Below are 16833 nucleotides of genomic sequence, written 5' to 3'. Positions count from 1 at the left end.
CCGATCACCATGCCCCCTTGTGGTCGTCCCAGCCCTCGTCCATCGCGGGCAGGCCGACGCCGCCGCGGTGCCCGCCGCGGACGCCAGGCACCAGCCCGCGAGCCTCGGCCGACTTCGCGCCGGTGTTGTAGCGGTCGTAGTAGCCGGACCGGTTCCGCTCGTTCGCCCGACGGCGACCCTCCGCGGACCGGACGGGCCACTTCGCCGTGCGGTGGCCGGGGTTGGCCGTCACGTGCTCGTCGGCCTGGTCCTGACCGTGCAGGACCGGGTTGCAGCCGACCGTGAGGCAGCGCATCCGGCCCGGCTGCTTCCGCTCACCCACGGTCGTCTCCCGTCTGCGGGGTCACGGCACGGATCGTGGACGGGTCGGCGGCGCGGCAGTCGAAGCACGTGTCGTTTGGCCCGTGTCCGTCGTGCGGATGGGTGAGCAGCAGCCGCTTCGGCTCGGCTGAGACCGGATCGACGGACCCGCCCTCGCCGCCGTACGCGTCGGGGCCGCTGTCGCCTTGCGCCCAAGCGGGCGGCCCCGGTTGCGTCAGCAGGGCGAGCACGTCGTCGGCTGTCGAGAGGTAGTAGTCGCGGTCGTCGTACGCGCTGCAAGGTCGGTCCTCGGCGTGCGCCTCGCGCTCCCACTCCTCCCGATCCTCCCAGTTGGCGATCTCGTCGACCCAGTAGTCCGCGTCCTCAGACTTAGCGATCGCCGCCGCGATCTGCTCTCGCGTCGGCAGCGGCATGGGCGGCGGGTCCTGCATGACGGCGGTGAACGAGTCCGCTTCCACATCGGTCAGGAGCAGCGGCACGCCGAGCTCCGACGGTGGGGCCGGGCGCTCGATGCGGACGAGCAGCTTGCCGTAACTCTCAGTCGCGATGAACGTCAGCCGATCTCCGGCCCGGCTGTCGCGTTCCTGCGGATCCTCGCCCTTGTCCCGGTCCGCGATGACGCGGTACTGCTGCTGGGTCACAGGTCTGTGCTCCGTTCGTAGGGGTCGATGGTGGGCGGGAAGCGTCGGTCGATCGCTTCGGCCCACTGCTGCATGACGGCGGACGCCTGCACGAGTTCCGTCCGCAGCTTCCGCGGGTCGGACTCCGCCATCGCCTCGAAGACCTCCTCGAGCGTGATGTCGAGCCACGTGACGGTGCCATCGGCAGCACGGCTGTCGGTCGCCAACTTCGCCGCGTCGGCGAGCACCGCGCCTCTCGCGAGATCGAGGAAGTAGCTGGCACAGGCGTCCACGTGTTCGAGGACGCGCACGTCGGGGCCGGTGCCGTCGGGGTGGTTCTGCTCGCCCCACTTCGCGTTCTGTCGCCCACGCTCCGCCCGGACGTCGGCCGCGACTCTTCTGCCCGTGTCGATCACGTCCAGTATCGCGACGCGGTCGGGGAAGTACCGGTAGACGGTGCCGATGCTGACGCCGGCGCGGTCGGCGACGTGCGCGGTCGTGAACCGGTCGTAGCCGGTGCCCTGCGCGAGGAAGCGGGCGGCGTCGAGGATCCGCTCGAGCGTCGCGGCGGAGCGCGCCTGGACGGGGTCGTTCCGGAGGTCGCTCATCACGCAGCCCCCGCGCTCGGGTGGTTCGCGATGTGCCGGACCGCGGCGCGGGGAGCGGGGGCACGGCCGGGGACGACGTCGCAGAGGCGCAGCGCCATGCCGAGCGGGATGCCCTCGTCCTGAATCCGCTGCACGTGCTCGAGGAGCGACTTAGCGGCAGCCGTGAAGGTGAGACCGGCGACGCGGACCGAGGCGAAGCGGAGCACGTTCACAACCCGCGGGTTGTCGAACTCGCGCTGCCCCTCATGCTCGACGGAGCCGAGGTCGGCGAAGCCCTTGCCGAGCTTCGCGAGGACGTGGCCGATCGCGTCGACCGGGTCGTGCGGATCGTCGATCTCCTCGTCGTGGCCCTGCGGGTCGGTGAAGTAGACCCGCTCCTCGGCAGCCTCGATCGGCACGCGGGCGGAGCCGGCGAAGTCCGGCCCCGTCTCGGCGAGCAGCTCGAGCAGCAGCGCGTGGACGTCGTCGACGTCGACGATGCGCGGTCCATCGGCATCGGGGAGGCGTCCCTGCGAGTTCGGGTCAGGCAGGGCCGCCACGACCGGTTCAGAGGTGATGCGCTGGATCGTCATCGGGTCCGTCCGCAGGGCTGGTGGCAGGTCAGGGATCGGGGCAGGCGCGGCTACTGCGGCGCCCGGTCGTCTTCTGCCGGTGAGGGTGTGGCGTACCATCGGGCACGTCCTTTCGCTGGTCGCTCAGTGGAAGGTCCGGGCCTCGGAGTGACACCTCCGGGGCCCTTCTTGTTGGTGCCGCATCGTGGAGCCATTGCCGGGACGGTAATCGCGCTCCTGGTGCGTCTTTAGTGACTGTAGCACCCACTTGGATGCTAATGCACCTCTTGGCGTACAAGTCGTACACTGGGCGCATGTGTGGAAGGTTCGTCGTCTCCGACACCACGGCCGATCTGCTGCCCGAGCTCGTCGGTGAGCTCGCCGCGCGCACCGAGCACGTCGACCAGGAGACGGGCGAGGTGCACGTCGGCCTCGCCCCGAGCTGGAACGTCGCCCCGACGGACCCCGTGTACGCCGTCCGGCAGCGGCACGGGCAGCGCGAGCTCCCGCAGATCAGCTGGGGCTTCGTGCCGAGCTGGGCGAAGGACTTCCAGAAGCAGCGCCCGAAGCCGATCAACGCCCGGATCGAGACGGTCGCGACGAGCGGGATGTTCAAGCGGGCGTTCGCGACGAACCGGTGCATCGTGCCCGCGCTCGGGTACTACGAGTGGGTGGTGCGCGAGGACGGCAAGGAGCCGCACTTCGTGCACGAGCCCGGCGGCGCCCTGGCGATGGCCGGCGTGGTGAGCGCCTGGCCGGACCCGACCAAGCCCGAGGACGACCCGGACAAGTGGCGACTGTCCCTGGCGATCATCACCCGGGACGCGCACGTGGCCCCGGGCGAGGTCCACGACCGGATGCCGGCGTTCCTGACCCCGGACGGCTACGACGACTGGCTCGACGGCGGCCTGGGCACGGACGACCTGCTCGCGCTGCTCGACCACGAGTCGCTCGCGGTCGCGGCGGGGCTCGAGCAGTACGAGGTCTCGCGGGCGGTCAACAACGTGCGGAACCAGGGCCCCCAGCTCATCGATCCTGTGCACTGACGGAACGAGGGGACGAAGTGGTCCCCCTCTTTGGGGACAGCAGACCCCCCGGATGAGCGGCAGGCGGGAACGGGCGTTCCCCCTACTGTGATGAACGGTCGCGTACCCGACACGACCGCTCTTCCCGAAGGACACCCGTGCCCTCATTGCACCGCGCTCGACCGCGCCGTCGAACCCTCCGGCTGGTCGCCGGATCCGTCGCAACGACACTCGTCGCAGGGAGCGCCGCGCTCCTGTTGCCGCACGCCGCCTTCGCGGCTCCGGCCTTCGACGCGTCGAAGCTCTACGCCGTCCAGAGCTCGTCGTCGAACGTCGTGACGATCGACCGGACGACCGGGACGGCGACGACCGTCCTGACCGCTCCCACCGGCCCCGCGAACAACGGCAGCTTCAACCAACTCGGCATCTCGGCCGACGGCGACAAGCTCTACATGACCGACAGTGCGACCGTCCGCGAGTACACCGCGTCGACGAACACCTGGGAGACGACGCAGCGCTCGACCGGCGCCACGGTCGGAACCACCATGGGTGGTGTCAACCCGAAGACGCAGCAGTACTTCTTCGGTGGGCAGACCGGCTCGAACTTCCTGTTCGACTCGTACGACCCGGCAACGAACAAGATCTCCACCACGCCGGTGACGGTCCCCGCCGCGGGAGCGCCCGGCGGCAGCGGCGACCTCGCGTTCGACCGCCAGGGCAACCTGTACTTCGTCTCGAGCTCGTCGAACAACGGCAACACGAACACCGCGCAGCTGTACCGCGTCAACGCCTCTGACCTCGGCGGGGGCACCGTGAGCGCGACCGCGGTCGGCCCGCTCATCAGCAACACCCCGATCCTCAACTCGCTGGCCTTCGGTGACGACGGCTACCTGTACATCGCGGGCAACGGCACGAACTCGTTCCTCAAGGTCAACCCCGTGAACGGCAAGACCGTCGACACCAAGACCGTCAGCGTCGCGATCACCGACATGGCCTCGAACGCCGTGCCGTCGACCGGGCAGGCCCAGGGTGGTTTCACCGACGGGCGCGCGAAGCCGAGCGACCAGCTCACGACGACCGTCAGCGGCGGTGACATCCCGACCCCGGTCAGCGCGACGACGTCGACCGGCAAGGACACCGTCACGGTGGGACCGATCATCCTGCTGCCCGGCCAGAGCTACACGGTCGACCAGACCCCCGGGAACAGCACGACCGACCCGAACGCGTACGACACGACGTACAAGTGCATCAACCTGGTCGACGGCTCGGTCGTCGCGCAGGGCAAGGGCACCTCGGCGCCGTTCACCGTCCCCGCGGGCGGCGGCGACGTGCAGTGCGTGTTCTCGAACCCGCTCAAGCCGACCGTGACGAACACCTCGTCGACGGGCAACACCCCCGGCCAGCCGGTGACCGTCGACCCGCTCGCGGGTTCGCAGGGCTCCATCGACCCGACCACCGTCACCCTGACCCCGAACACGCCGGACTCGACCGTGTCGAACGGCGGCAAGCAGCTCACCGTCCCCGGTGAGGGCACCTGGACCGTCGACCCCCAGTCCGGCAAGGTCACCTTCACGCCGGAGAGCGGCTCGACGAAGAACCCGACCCCGGTCACGTACACGGTCGACGACACCCGCGGCAACCAGACCTCCGGCCAGATCGCCGTGACGTACAAGGGGAACGCGCAGCCCGACACCGCGAAGACCACCCAGGGCACGGCCGTCACGGTCGACGTCCTGGCGAACGACCAGGGCGCCACCGTCGCCTCGAGCGTCGTCTTCCCGACCTCCGGCCAGCCGAAGGGCGCGCAGGTCTCCACCGACGGCAAGCAGCTGACGGTCCCCGGCGAGGGCACGTACTCGATCGACCCGAGCACCGGGAAGGTCACGTTCACCCCGGACCCCGCGTTCCGCGGTACCACCTCGCCCGTGTCGTACCAGGTCGCCGACGCCGACGGCGCGACGTCCACGGCGACGATCACCGTGCAGGTCGCTGCGGTCGGCCCGACGGTGAAGAACGAGACCGCCACCACGCAGCAGAACACCCCGACCACGGTCGACGTCGTCCGCGACGCCGCCCCGGGCGTGCAGGGCGGCACCCCCGTCGACCCGACGAGTGTCGTCTTCCCGACCACGGGCCAGCCGGCCGGTGCAACCACGAGCACCGACGGCCGCCAGCTGACCGTCCCGGGCCAGGGCACGTACACCGCCGACCCGACCACCGGGAAGATCACGTTCACCCCGGCGCAGGGCTTCACCGGCACCACCACCCCGGTCACCTACCAGGTCGGTGACACCGGCGGCGCGACCGGCACCGGCACGCTGACCGTCACCGTCACGGCCGTCACCCCGACCGCGAAGGACGACACGGTCACCCTTGCGCAGGGCGACACGGCCACGGTCGACGTCCTGGGCAACGACACCCCGGGGAACGCGGCGACCCCGCTCGACCCCACCAGCGTGACGTTCCCCGGCAACGGCACGAAGCAGCTCACCGTCCCGGGCGAGGGCTCGTACGCGATCGACCCGAAGTCCGGCAAGGTCACCTTCACCCCCGAGCCGACCTTCCGCGGCACGACGACGCCCGTGACCTACCAGGTCGCCGACGTCGACGGCCACACCGCGTCGGCGACGATCACCGCGACGGTCACCCCGGTCGGCCCCGCGGCGAAGGACGACACCGCGAAGACCGAGCAGAACGCCCCGGTCGTCGTCGACGTCACCGCGAACGACCAGCCCGGTGTCGCGAACGGCACCCCGGTCGACCCGACCAGCGTGGTCTTCCCGACCACCGGCCAGCCGAACGGTTCCACCGTGTCGACGGACGGCAAGCAGCTCACCGTCCCCGGCCAGGCGACGTACGTGATCGACCAGACCACCGGGAAGGTCACCGTCACCCCGGCGCAGGGCTTCACCGGCACCACCGCGCCGGTGACCTACCAGGTCGCCGACACCGGCAAGGCCACGGGCACCGCGACGATGAGCGTCACGGTCAGCGCCGTCAGCCCGACCGCGAAGGACGACTCCGCGACGACCGACCAGGGCAGCGCGACCACCGTCGACGTCCTGGCCAACGACACCGCCGGCAACGCCCAGACCCCGCTCGACCCCACCACCGTGATGTTCCCCAGCAGCAAGACGGGCACGACGAGCACGGACGGCAAGCAGCTGACCGTCCCCGGCGAGGGCACGTACACGATCGACCCGACCACCGGGAAGGTCACGTTCACGCCCGAGGCCACGTTCCGCGGCACCGCCACCCCGGTGACGTACCAGGTCGCGGACACCGACGGCACGACGGCCACGGCGACGATCACCGTGACGGCGAAGCCGGTCGGCCCGAAGGTCGCGAAGGACACCACCGCGACCACGTCGCAGAACACCCCGGCGACCTTCGACGTCGCCGGTGCCGCCAGCCCCGGCGTCAAGAGCGGCACGCCCGTCGACCCGACGAGCGTCGTCTTCCCGAAGGACGGGCAGCCGACCGGCGCCAAGGTGTCGGACGACGGCAAGCAGCTCACCGTCCCCGGTGAGGGCACCTACACGGTCGACCCGAAGACGGGCGTGGTCACGTTCACCCCGGCGCCCGGGTTCTCCGGCACCACCACCCCGGTGACCTACCAGGTGAGCGACACCGGCGGGCAGACGTCGACCGGTCAGCTGACCACCACGGTCACCGCGGTCTCGCCGACCGCCGAGCCGGACACCGCCACCCTCGCGCAGGGCGACTCCGCGACGATCGACGTGCTCGGCAACGACCACGGCGGCAACGCGGCCACCCCGCTCGACCCGGAGAGCGTCGTCTTCCCGGCCGCCGGCCAACCTGCGGGCGCCGTCGGCACCGAGAGCGCGAAGCAGCTCGTGGTCCCCGGCCAGGGCACGTACGTGATCGACCCGGACTCCGGGAAGGTCACCTTCACCCCCGAGCCGACGTTCCGCGGGACCGCGACGCCGGTGACCTACCAGGTCGCCGACACCGACGGCACCACGACGACCGCGACGATCACCGCCACGGTCACCCCGGTCGGCCCGGCGGCGAAGGACGACACCGCCACGACCGAGCAGAACACCCCGGTGTCGATCACGGTCCTGAGCAACGACGGCCCCGGCGTCGCGGACGGCACGCCGCTCGACCCCGCCAGCGTGGTCTTCCCGGCGACGGGCCAGCCGGACGGGGCCACGGTCAGCACGGACGGCAAGCAGCTGATCGTCGCCGGCCAGGGCACGTACACCGTCGACGCGTCCACCGGGAAGGTGACGTTCGCCCCGGCGCAGGGCTTCAGTGGCGCTGCCGCACCGGTGACCTACCGCGTCGCCGACACGGGCGGGGTGTCCGCTGCTGCGACGCTCACCGTCACGGTCACCTCGGTCGTGCCCGCCGCACACGACGACTGGGCGAGCACCGCGATGGACACCCCGGTGACGATGTCGGTCCTGAGCAACGACGACGCCGGGAACGCCGCGACGCCGATCGTCCGGACCACCGTCCGGCTGATCGACGGCTCCGGCGCCTCGGTGTCCCGCATCGCGGTGCCCCGGAACGGTGTCTGGTCGGTGAACGACGCGGACGGGACCGTGACCTTCACGCCGGAACCGGGGTTCTCGGGTCCGACGCAGGGCGACTACCGGATCACGGACACCGACGGGCACACGAGCGACGCCGTCATGACCGTGGTCGTCGGCACCCCGCCGACCGCGAAGGCGGACCACCGCGACGGCAAGCCCGGCACCGCGACCGTCGTCGACGTCCTCGGCAACGACGGCCCCGGCACCGCGCCGATCGACCCCGCGTCGGTCCGTCTGGTCGACCCGAAGACGGGCAAGCTCGTCGACACCGTGACGATCGCCGGCGAGGGCACCTTCACGGTCCAGCCCTCGGGCACGGTCACCTTCACCCCGGTCGACGGCTACGCCGGGACCGCCACGATCCGGTACTCGGTCGCCGGCGAGGACGGCAGCCGCGCCACCGCGGCGGTCTCGGTCACGATCCCGGTCGTGCCCGGCATCACGCAGAACCCGGCGAAGGGCGGCGGCGTCATCGTCACCACCCCGAGCGGCGACCGCCTGGCGTTCACCGGCAGCGACGTGCTGTGGCCCGGCCTCGGTGCCTCGTTCGTCCTGATGGCGATCGGCCTCGGCCTGGTCCTGCTGCACCGCCGCCGCACCGCACAGGAGCGCTGACCCGCAACCAGCTGATCAGCAACGGCGAAGGGCCGGGACACCAGATGGTGTCCCGGCCCTTCGCCGTTGCGTGCGGATCGGCTCAGTCGAGCGTCCGCCGCACGTCCGGCAGCAGCTCGTGGAGCCGCTCCGCCAGACGGTCCTGGGCTTCGTGCAGGGACCGGAAGTCCCCGACGTACTGCCCGTAGGTGTCCGAGACGAAGAAGTGCGCGCCCTGCTGGTCGACCACTCCCCCGTAGTACCCGCCGTAGTTCGCCGCCCAGAGCCCCGTGTCGGCTTCGGACCAGACGACGTGCGCCCGGGCCGGTGCGTCGGGTGACACGACCCCGGCAGCGATGCCGGTGATGACCTCGATGGTCGCCGTGTCCACGGTCACCTCGGCCTGGTGGCTGCTGGTGACGCTGGTGCTCATGGTGGTGCTCCTCGTGATGGTGGTGCTGGTGGAACCGTGCAGTGTGGTGTTGTGCGGTGCGCTGGTGTCGCGGGGCCCGTCCGACGACGGGCCGGGATGGTCGCCAGGCACTAGTCGATCGGCCGGATGACGGCCGGCAGCATGACGTGCAGCTGGTCGGCGAGCTTGGCCTGGGCGTCCTCGAGCGTGGCGAAGTCGCCGACGACGAGGCCGAAGGTGTCGGAGGCGACGTACCGGCCGTCGCGCTTGTCGACGGTGCCGCCGAAGTAGCCGCCGTAGTTGGCGATCCACTCGCCGTCGTCTTCCTGCGTCCAGGTGGTCTTCGCGCGGGCAGCACGACCGGCGTGTTCGGCTTCCGCTTCGAGGATCGCGATGACGTCGACGGTCTCGGTGTCGAGCGTGACCTCGGCTCGGCTGTCGGTGGTGACGGTGATGCTCATGTGTCGCTCTCCTTCGCGATCCGGGGTACATCTGCTGACACCAGAACGGTACGGGGCCGGCCGTCGGCAGCGCCAGCGATGCCCGCCGATTCACGGGTCGCACCAATGCGATCGATCGGGTACCCCCGGAAATCCGGGGTTGGGGGACGCAAGAACGGGGTACAGGCCCGAAACGGGGTACTCGTTTCGCGGATGAACGACTTCCCGGGGCACGTCGCGGCCGTCGGACGGTCGCCAGCGGCCGGGAGGCGCGGCACAGTACGGTCGGTTCCCGTGACCACCGCGAGCAGGACGACCGCCGTGCGGATCGTGCTGTGGGCGGCGGTCGGACTGCTGGTCGCCCTCCTGATCGTGCCGGGTACCGAGGACGGGCTGCGGTCCGCCCTGGGACGCGCCCTCGCGGCGCTGCGCGCCCTCGGGCACGGCACCCTCGACGTCGACCCGGGCTTCGCCATGGCGATGGTCGTGACGGCGGTGACCGTCCCGGTGCCGGTGCTGCTCGCGGTGGTGGGGCGCGCCTCCAGGCCGGGTGGGGTGCGGCAGCGCGCGGTCGTGAGCTGCCTGCTCGTCCTGGTGCTCGCCGCGGCTGCGGCGGTGCACGCGGACGGACGGTGGGACCGCTTCCGGGACGTCGCGACGGCCGGACTGGTCGGGGTGCTGCTCGGCAGCCTGCTCGACGCGGCGGTGCACGCGCGGGAGCGGGCGGCGCACGCCTCGGTGCGGAGCAAGCGGGTGGCGTGGACGATCGCGGGTCTCTACGGGCTGCTGGTGGTGCTCGTGGCGACGTGGGGGACGCCGGTCGACGGCGGGATCCACCCGTGGCTGGTGCGGGCCATCGCGGCCGGGCAGCGGCTCGGGGCGCCGTCGTGGCTCGGGTACAGCGCGGTCGAGTTCACGGCGAACGTGGTGTTCTTCGCGCCGTTCGGGTTCCTGGCCGTGCTCCTGCTCGGCGCCCGGCGGTGGTGGGTGGGGATGCTCGGCGGCTTCCTGGTGAGCTGCGCGATCGAGACGACGCAGGCGCTGTTCCTGCCGGCGCGGTTCGCGTCGGTGGACGACGTGCTCGCGAACACCTCGGGGGCCGTGCTCGGGGTGCTGCTGGGGGTCGTGGTGCTGGGGCGGGCGCGGCAGGCCTGAGCGGTCGTTGTTGCATCGGGCATGCTGTCCGAGTTCGGCACTGACGGCTGAAGAAGCACAGAGCGCGCCCCTGCCGGAAACAAACGTGACCTACCGTCAGCGCATGGCCCGACCCGAACGCCGCCCCTACCGTCCGCCCTCGATGTTCCCGTGGTGGTTGTGGATCGCCGCGCCGCTGGCGGTGATCGCCGTCGTGGCGATCGCGTTGCTCGTCGCCTGACGACCACCCGCCTGACGACCATTCGTCCCACAACGAGAAGAACCCCCCGGCACCGAGGTGCCGAGGGGTTCTGTCAGTCGAGCGAGGCTCAGACGGTCTCGCGCTGGCGACGGACCGACTTGCGGACGACCAGCAGGCCACCACCGAGGACGATGGCGCCACCGGCAGCCCAGAGGCCGAGCGTGGAGATGGTGCCACCGGTGAAGGCGAGCTCACCGGGGGTGCCGGTGTTGCCGTTGGCGGCGACCGAGGTCGCGCCGGCCGGGGCGATCGTGAAGGTCGCGAAGCCGGTCACACCGGAGGTCGCGCCCGTCGCGGTCAGGTTGTACGTGCCCGAGCCACCGGCCGGGAACGTGACGCGCACGGTGAGCGAACCGTCGGCGTTCGCGGTGTAGTCCTTCGAGACGGTCGTGGTCGGCAGGGCGCCGAGCGTGACCGCACCGGCACCGGTGACCTGCACGCGGACCGACTCGCCGTCCTGGAAGGCGCCCGGCGTGAAGGCGACCGTCGCCGTGCCTCCGGCGGTGTAGCTACCCGAGACCGACACGTCGGAGTCCGGCGTGTACCCAGCAGCGTTGGCCGCGGTCGGGATGGCGATGAAAGCTGCGCCCGCGAGGACGGCAGCGGCGATGAGCTTCTTCATAGAAGTGTTTCCCCTAGTGATCTGATCCTTCAGACCCTGACACCCAGAGCCCGTGCACCGCACGCAAGCCACGTGGTGCACGCGGTTGCTATGGCGAAGTTCCCTCAATCTAGCGGGAATCCCCAGCTTGTTGCCACCAGATCCGTAACTTTCTCCAGACGACATCTCGTGCAGGCGCTTCATCGAGCGGTCAGCCTTGCGTAACGCGGAGTTCACACGTGGAGAAAATCCCAGTTCAGAGCCGCGTTCATTCGTTCCCAGCGCGGCTGATCCGTACCCCTGTGAGGGCAGTGAGCGCGCGTCGAGGGCGCTCAGCTTGCCGCAGATCCCCTCGATCTGGGGGTAGCTGAGACCGCGTTTCCCGGAGCAACACGATGGTCCATCACCTTGTCAGGACGTACTCGGGTCTATCGTTCGCGGTCAGCCCTGCGGGACTGGGGCGGCGCAGTCGAATCGCAGCGGCAGGGCCTTCGTCTGCTCCACACCCGGGGTGGACAGCACCTCGGTGCCGGCCTTCGCGTTCTTGGCCTGCCCGAGGAAGGCGACCCGGAACGTCGCGCTCTCGCCCGGCGCCAGGACGGTCCGCAGCTGCGCGACCGGGTGGCCGTCGTCGGTCGCCGTCTGCACGCCGACAGCCTTACCGTTCTGCGAGGCGCCGAGGAAGATCGCGTTCTGCGGCGCGTAGACCGCGATGAGCGTCTTGATCTTGCCCGGCTCGGTGCCGAAGTCCCCTCCACCGGTGACGTACCTGGGAAGGCTCGTGGCAGCGTCGGCCGGTGCGGTGTTCTTGATCGTCACCTCGACCGCGGAGGTCGGCAGGCCGTCCTTCCGGCAGACCGACGACCCGACCGAGATCGTCTTCTGCAGGTAGTAGTCCATCTTCGAGCCGGTGCCGTCGTTCAGGTAGACGCCGAACTGCCGGGTCTCCTGGTCAGCGGTCGGCAGCGCTCCGGAGACGGCCGTGCCGTCGATGAGCTGCTCTTCGGACGCGTCGGCGCTCCAGAGGCGGAGTCGTCCCTCCCCCGCGGACTGCGTCAGCGCCGCGACGAACTGCTTCGCGTCGAATCCGCCGCTCGAGACCTTCTCGAACACCGCGCTGGCTGCCGAGGCGAAGAACGCGTCCTGCAGCTTCGGGTCGGAGTACTTCGCGTACGCCTCGCTGAGCAGCAGCTTGACGGCGTTGTCGGACGTCAGCGTGTCGCCGGTCGCGAGCTGCACCGGGCCGGTGGCCTTGAGCAGGTAGCTGAGCGTCACGGGGTCGATGGCGATGACGCCGTTCACCTGCTGCCCGGTCTCGCGCTGCCACATCGCCTGGGCGAGCTTGCCCGAGACGTCGAAGCGCGGGGTCAACGTGACGTCCTGCATGTACTTCCCGGTGATGTCGCCGTACAGCGCCCTCGTGCCGTCGTCGAGCGGGAGCACTGATTCGGGATACGGGCCGAACGCCTGTCCTGAGCGCTGGTCGCCGAATGCGACAGAGCCGTCGTTCACGTTGAGGAGCGCCACGGCGCCGGGGATCCCGCCCCCGGCACGCAGCTCAGCGTTGTTCTGGAAGAGCAGCAGGTACTGGCGGTCGCCGTCGGCGCCGAGCATCGCCGGGGCGAGCTGTACGACGCGGTTCGCGGTGTCGACCTGCCCGTGCACGGACGTCAGGGCGTTCCGGAGCTGGTTCACCGCGGACGTCACCGGGGACAGCGTGTTCATGGTGTCGATCGCGTCCGCGTCCTTGACGGCTTCGTCGATCGTCGCGGTCGCCTTGGCGACCGGCGCCTGCGCCTGCACGAGGGGCTGCAGGTCGACCTTGCCGTTCTTCGGCGCGAACGAGTCCGTGCCGAGCTTGCCGACGACGCTCGCGACCGGGCTGACCGCACCTTGCGACACGTCGTCGACCACGCCGGCGATCTGGCGCACCGCACGCAGGTTCGTGCCGAAGAAGGGAACGTGCTCCGAAGCACGCCAGATCGGGTCGCCGGTCAACGAGCGGGCCGCGCCGGCTTCGTCCTCCAGGTGCGCGGCCGTCTTCTCCGCGCTCGCGGTGTCGCCACCGGTCAGCTGCGTCCGGAGCGTCTGGACGTCGGTGACGGCGTTCTCGAGGTGTCCCTTCGCGAGCACACCCCGCACCCCCACCCAGGCGACGGCGAGGATGACGAGTAGGACGATGGCCAAGACGATCCACAGCACGGTCCGGGCCCTGTTCCCCCGGCGTACAGCAGTGCGTCGCGACTCGGGCAGGTCGGACATGAGGGCAATCCTATGGTCCCTCATGTCCGCTTCCCGTCACTGACGGATCGAGTCGGCGTTCTCGTGGAACCAGTCGATCGTGCTGCGCAGGCCGTCCTCGAGCCCGATCTGCGCGGTCCAGCCGGCCTCGGCGAGCTTCGACACGTCGAGCAGCTTCTGCGGCGTGCCGTCGGGCTTCGACGTGTCCCACACGGTCTCGCCCTCGAACCCGACGACCTTGGCGATGGTCTCGGCGATCTCGCGGATGGTCACGTCTGATCCGGTGCCGACGTTGACCTGGTCAGGACCGTCGTAGTGCTCGATCAGGTGGAACACCGCGGCGGCCATGTCGTCGACGTGCAGGAACTCGCGGCGCGGTGTCCCCGTGCCCCAGTTCTCCACCCGGCCTAGGCCGTCCCGAACCGCTTCGTCGTAGCGACGGATCAAGGCGGGCAGGACGTGCGACCCCGTCGGCGAGAAATTGTCGCCGGGTCCGTACAGGTTCGTCGGCATCGCCGAGATCCACGGCAACCCATGCTGTCGGCGTACGGCCTGCACCTGCAGGATCCCCGCGATCTTCGCGATCGCGTACGCGTCGTTCGTCGGCTCGAGATGGCCGGTCAGCAGGGCGTCCTCGTGGATCGGCTGGTCGGCGAGCTTCGGGTAGATGCACGACGACCCGAGGAACACCAGGCGCTCGACACCGTGCTCGACGGCAGCGTCCATGACGTTCACCTGGATCTGCAGGTTCTCGCTGAGGAAGTCGTGCGGGTAGGTGTTGTTCGCGAGGATCCCGCCGACCTTCGCAGCCGCCAGCACGACGTGCTTCGGGCGCTCCTGCGCGAAGAAGTCGAACACCGCGGCGCGGTCCTTCAGGTCCAGCTCGGCGGACGTCCGGCTCACCAGGTCAGTGAAGCCCTCGGTCTCGAACTTCCGCTGCACCGCGGAGCCCACGAGCCCGCGGTGGCCGGCGATGTAGACGCGGTCGGATCGATCGAGCGGCCCGGGGGTAAAGGAGGTCTCGGTCATCAGGACTCCCAGCTCGCGAGCTTCACGGTGTCGATCCACGGACGGCCCTCGTGGTCGAGCGCCTCGATGTCGGCGTCGACCATGATCCGGGCGAGCTCCGCCGTGTCGACCGTAGCCTCCCAGCCGAGCTTCTCCTTGGCCTTCGACGCGTCCCCGACGAGGGCGTCCACCTCGCTCGGGCGCAGGTAGCGCTCGTCGAACCGGACGTGGTCCTCCCAGTTCAGCCCGGCGTGCGAGAACGCCGTTGACAGGAAGTCCTTGACCGTGAAGTTGCCCCCGGTGGCGAGCACGAAGTCGTCCGGCTCGTCGACCTGCAGCATCCGCCACATGCCTTCGACGTACTCCGCGGCGTAGCCCCAGTCACGCACCGAGTCGAGGTTGCCGAGGTACACGTGGTCCTCGAGCCCGGCCTTGATCCGCGCCACCGCACGGGTGATCTTGCGCGTGACGAACGTCTCACCGCGGCGCGGGGACTCGTGGTTGAAGAGGATGCCGTTCACGGCGAACATGCCGTACGCCTCGCGGTAGTTCCGGGTCACCCAGTAGCTGTAGACCTTCGCGGCGCCGTACGGGGAGCGCGGCCAGAACGGCGTCTCCTCGTTCTGCGGCGGCGGGGTTGCGCCGAACATTTCGGACGACGACGCTTGGTAGAAGCGCGTGTGGATGCCGGACATCCGGACGGCCTCGAGCATGCGCATCGAGCCGACCCCCGTGACGTCCCCGGTGTGCTCCGGCTCGTCGAACGAGACACGCACGTGGGACTGCGCGGCGAGGTTGTAGACCTCGTCCGGCTTCAGCTCGCCGAGCAGGCTGACGAGCCGTGCGCCGTCGCCGAGGTCGCCGTAGTGCAGAAAGAGCTTCGCATCCGGATTGTGCGGGTCGACGTACAGGTGGTCGATCCGCGAGGTGTTGAAGGTCGAGGCACGGCGGATGAGCCCGTGCACCTCGTACCCCTTGCGGAGCAGCAGCTCGGCCAGATACGACCCGTCCTGCCCGGTGATGCCCGTGATGAGTGCGCGCTTCGTCAATCGTTTCCCGATCCCGTGGAGGTAGCAGTCCGACGTCCCCGCGCCAGCCCCTGCAGAAGTTGAGCATAAGTGTTGAACGAGGCGTGGCTGGACAAGCGTTCCCGACGGAAGCGCTGACCGGCGAGGCCCAGCTCTGCAGCCCGCTCCGGGTCGCTTGAGAGTGCCTCAGCCGCTTCGAGCAGCGCCCGCGGGTCGCCAGCCGCGACGGAGACGCCACCGCCGGAAAGGAGCACTTCGCTCTCAGTGACGCTCCCCGCGTCCGTCGCTGCCAGGACGGGAAGGCCAGTGCTGAAGTAGGAGGTGAGCTTGCTCGGGACCGCCATCCCAGCGACGCCTGGCTTCTCGTTGACGAGCAGCGCATCCGCGGCCGCGAGGGCGCGGCGGAACTCAGCATCGGGGAGAGATCCGAGCATCTGCAACGAGAGGACATCCGCGGCGGCCCGCTCGAGGTCGCGGCGTTGGTTCCCATCGCCGAGGAGCACGAAGCGGACCTGACTGCCACTTGCGGCAGCGAGCTTCGCCGCCTCGACGACGTTCTCGAGCCCCTGCTTGACCCCCATGTTGCCTGCGTGGAGGACGACGAATTCGTCGTCGGTCCAGCCGAGTTCCGCTCGTGCCGCCGCCCGATCGACGGGTTCGCGATCCTCGAGGTGCGACCAGTTGCGCACGACTGCCACGGCACTCGGAGCGACACCAAGCTCCTGGACGACCGTGTCACGGAAACGCTCGTGGATCACAACGACCGCATCCGCTCTCCTGAGCAACCATCCCTCGAGCGCCGCGACCGCCCGCGCTAGGCGACCCGGCCGTTCACCAAGCTCCCGCAGGCCGAGGGAGTACAGGTCCTGTACCCAGACGACGACAGGAGCCCGTCGGCCGAGCCGCGCACGGAGGAACGCGATCGCACTGGACAAGAGCGCGGGCGATACGAGCACGATGGCGTCCGGCCGGCCAAGCCGAGTCAGCGACGACGCGAGTCCGAAGGAGATTTCGGACACTGCACGCGACAATCCGCCCGGCTTCGAGGGAAGACGGTGACGGAACCGCTCGACGACCACACCAGCATGCGACTCACGAGACCGACGGGGCGGCTCGCCATTGAACCGCCACTGCGGGTAGTGGGGGTGCGCGCTCAGGGCCCGCACGCGGAAGCCGCGGCGAGCGAGCTCCTCAGCCAGACCCGCCGAATACGGTGCGATCCCAGTGGTCTCGGGGGTGTAGTTCATGCCGATCAGCAGAACCGACAAGGGGGTCGTCACCGACTAAACATAACAGTTGCGATGAGTTCCGACCCCTCCTGGCCTTGAACTGGGTCAGGTCAAGCAGCCCCAAGTGTGCGAGGCGCCCGTTCGTGGTCGCGGCCCGTCAACGACCTCCGGGACACCCCCCCCAGGTCCGACCATTG

General features: G+C 70.0%; 14 protein-coding genes. 3 read left to right on the top strand and 11 right to left on the bottom strand.

Annotation, left to right across the window (positions count from 1 at the left end; translation table 11 throughout):
* Positions 1–4 precede the first annotated feature (4 nt).
* Genes LQK89_RS02490 through LQK89_RS02475 form a run of 4 tightly spaced genes read right to left on the bottom strand, consistent with a single transcriptional unit; the run spans position 5 to position 2121 of the window.
* Positions 5–322, bottom strand: coding sequence for a hypothetical protein (locus LQK89_RS02490; RefSeq protein WP_231050062.1), 318 nt, complete (start codon positions 320–322; stop codon positions 5–7).
* A complete protein-coding gene (locus LQK89_RS02485; protein ID WP_231050061.1) occupies positions 315–962 on the bottom strand; it encodes a hypothetical protein in 648 nt (215 codons plus the stop codon). The genes LQK89_RS02490 and LQK89_RS02485 overlap by 8 nt, the downstream gene beginning before the upstream one ends.
* Complete coding sequence (locus tag LQK89_RS02480; RefSeq protein ID WP_231050060.1) at positions 959–1549, bottom strand: TetR/AcrR family transcriptional regulator; 591 nt, start codon at positions 1547–1549, stop codon at positions 959–961. The genes LQK89_RS02485 and LQK89_RS02480 overlap by 4 nt, the downstream gene beginning before the upstream one ends.
* Entirely contained in the window at positions 1549–2121 is a 573-nt protein-coding gene (locus LQK89_RS02475) for a hypothetical protein (RefSeq protein WP_231050059.1), read from the bottom strand. The genes LQK89_RS02480 and LQK89_RS02475 overlap by 1 nt, the downstream gene beginning before the upstream one ends.
* Before the next feature lie 293 nt (positions 2122–2414).
* On the opposite strand from LQK89_RS02475, the gene LQK89_RS02470 reads away from it, so the two are divergent.
* Both LQK89_RS02470 and LQK89_RS02465 read left to right on the top strand, forming a co-directional pair.
* Entirely contained in the window at positions 2415–3146 is a 732-nt protein-coding gene (locus LQK89_RS02470) for an SOS response-associated peptidase (protein ID WP_231050058.1), read from the top strand.
* A gap of 236 nt (positions 3147–3382) precedes the next feature.
* Positions 3383–8302, top strand: coding sequence for an Ig-like domain-containing protein (locus tag LQK89_RS02465; protein WP_231050057.1), 4920 nt, complete (start codon positions 3383–3385; stop codon positions 8300–8302).
* A gap of 82 nt (positions 8303–8384) precedes the next feature.
* On the opposite strand, the gene LQK89_RS02460 is transcribed toward LQK89_RS02465, so the two are convergent.
* The gene (locus LQK89_RS02460; protein WP_058742193.1) at positions 8385–8714 is read right to left on the bottom strand and encodes a hypothetical protein; all 330 of its coding nucleotides are present in this window, start codon (positions 8712–8714) and stop codon (positions 8385–8387) included.
* Between the two features lie 110 nt (positions 8715–8824).
* The gene (locus LQK89_RS02455) at positions 8825–9154 is read right to left on the bottom strand and encodes a hypothetical protein (protein WP_058742194.1); all 330 of its coding nucleotides are present in this window, start codon (positions 9152–9154) and stop codon (positions 8825–8827) included.
* A gap of 273 nt (positions 9155–9427) precedes the next feature.
* Here LQK89_RS02455 and LQK89_RS02450 point away from each other — a divergent pair, with 273 nt between their 5' ends.
* The gene (locus tag LQK89_RS02450) at positions 9428–10288 is read left to right on the top strand and encodes a VanZ family protein (protein WP_231050056.1); all 861 of its coding nucleotides are present in this window, start codon (positions 9428–9430) and stop codon (positions 10286–10288) included.
* Positions 10289–10596: 308 nt separating this feature from the next.
* Here LQK89_RS02450 and LQK89_RS02445 read toward each other — a convergent pair whose 3' ends face one another.
* The 5 genes from LQK89_RS02445 to LQK89_RS02425 form a co-directional block, all read right to left on the bottom strand.
* Positions 10597–11151: a hypothetical protein gene (locus LQK89_RS02445; RefSeq protein WP_231050055.1), complete on the bottom strand. Its 555-nt coding sequence runs from the start codon at positions 11149–11151 to the stop codon at positions 10597–10599.
* A gap of 420 nt (positions 11152–11571) precedes the next feature.
* A complete protein-coding gene (locus tag LQK89_RS02440) occupies positions 11572–13317 on the bottom strand; it encodes a DUF4012 domain-containing protein (protein ID WP_231050054.1) in 1746 nt (581 codons plus the stop codon).
* Positions 13318–13428: 111 nt separating this feature from the next.
* The gene (locus tag LQK89_RS02435; protein WP_231050053.1) at positions 13429–14400 is read right to left on the bottom strand and encodes a GDP-L-fucose synthase family protein; all 972 of its coding nucleotides are present in this window, start codon (positions 14398–14400) and stop codon (positions 13429–13431) included.
* Entirely contained in the window at positions 14400–15428 is a 1029-nt protein-coding gene (gene gmd, locus LQK89_RS02430; protein WP_231050052.1) for a GDP-mannose 4,6-dehydratase, read from the bottom strand. The genes LQK89_RS02435 and gmd overlap by 1 nt, the downstream gene beginning before the upstream one ends.
* Positions 15425–16654 (bottom strand): glycosyltransferase family 4 protein, encoded by a 1230-nt coding sequence (locus LQK89_RS02425; RefSeq protein ID WP_231050051.1) that lies wholly within the window; start codon positions 16652–16654, stop codon positions 15425–15427. Before LQK89_RS02425 ends, gmd begins: the two co-directional genes overlap by 4 nt.
* Positions 16655–16833: the final 179 nt, after the last annotated feature.

It is taken from the genome of Curtobacterium sp. C1 (assembly GCF_021049325.1).
Taxonomy (GTDB): domain Bacteria; phylum Actinomycetota; class Actinomycetes; order Actinomycetales; family Microbacteriaceae; genus Curtobacterium; species Curtobacterium citreum.
Note: the sequence above shows the minus strand (reverse complement) of the source record. Positions and strands in the feature narration are given on the sequence as shown.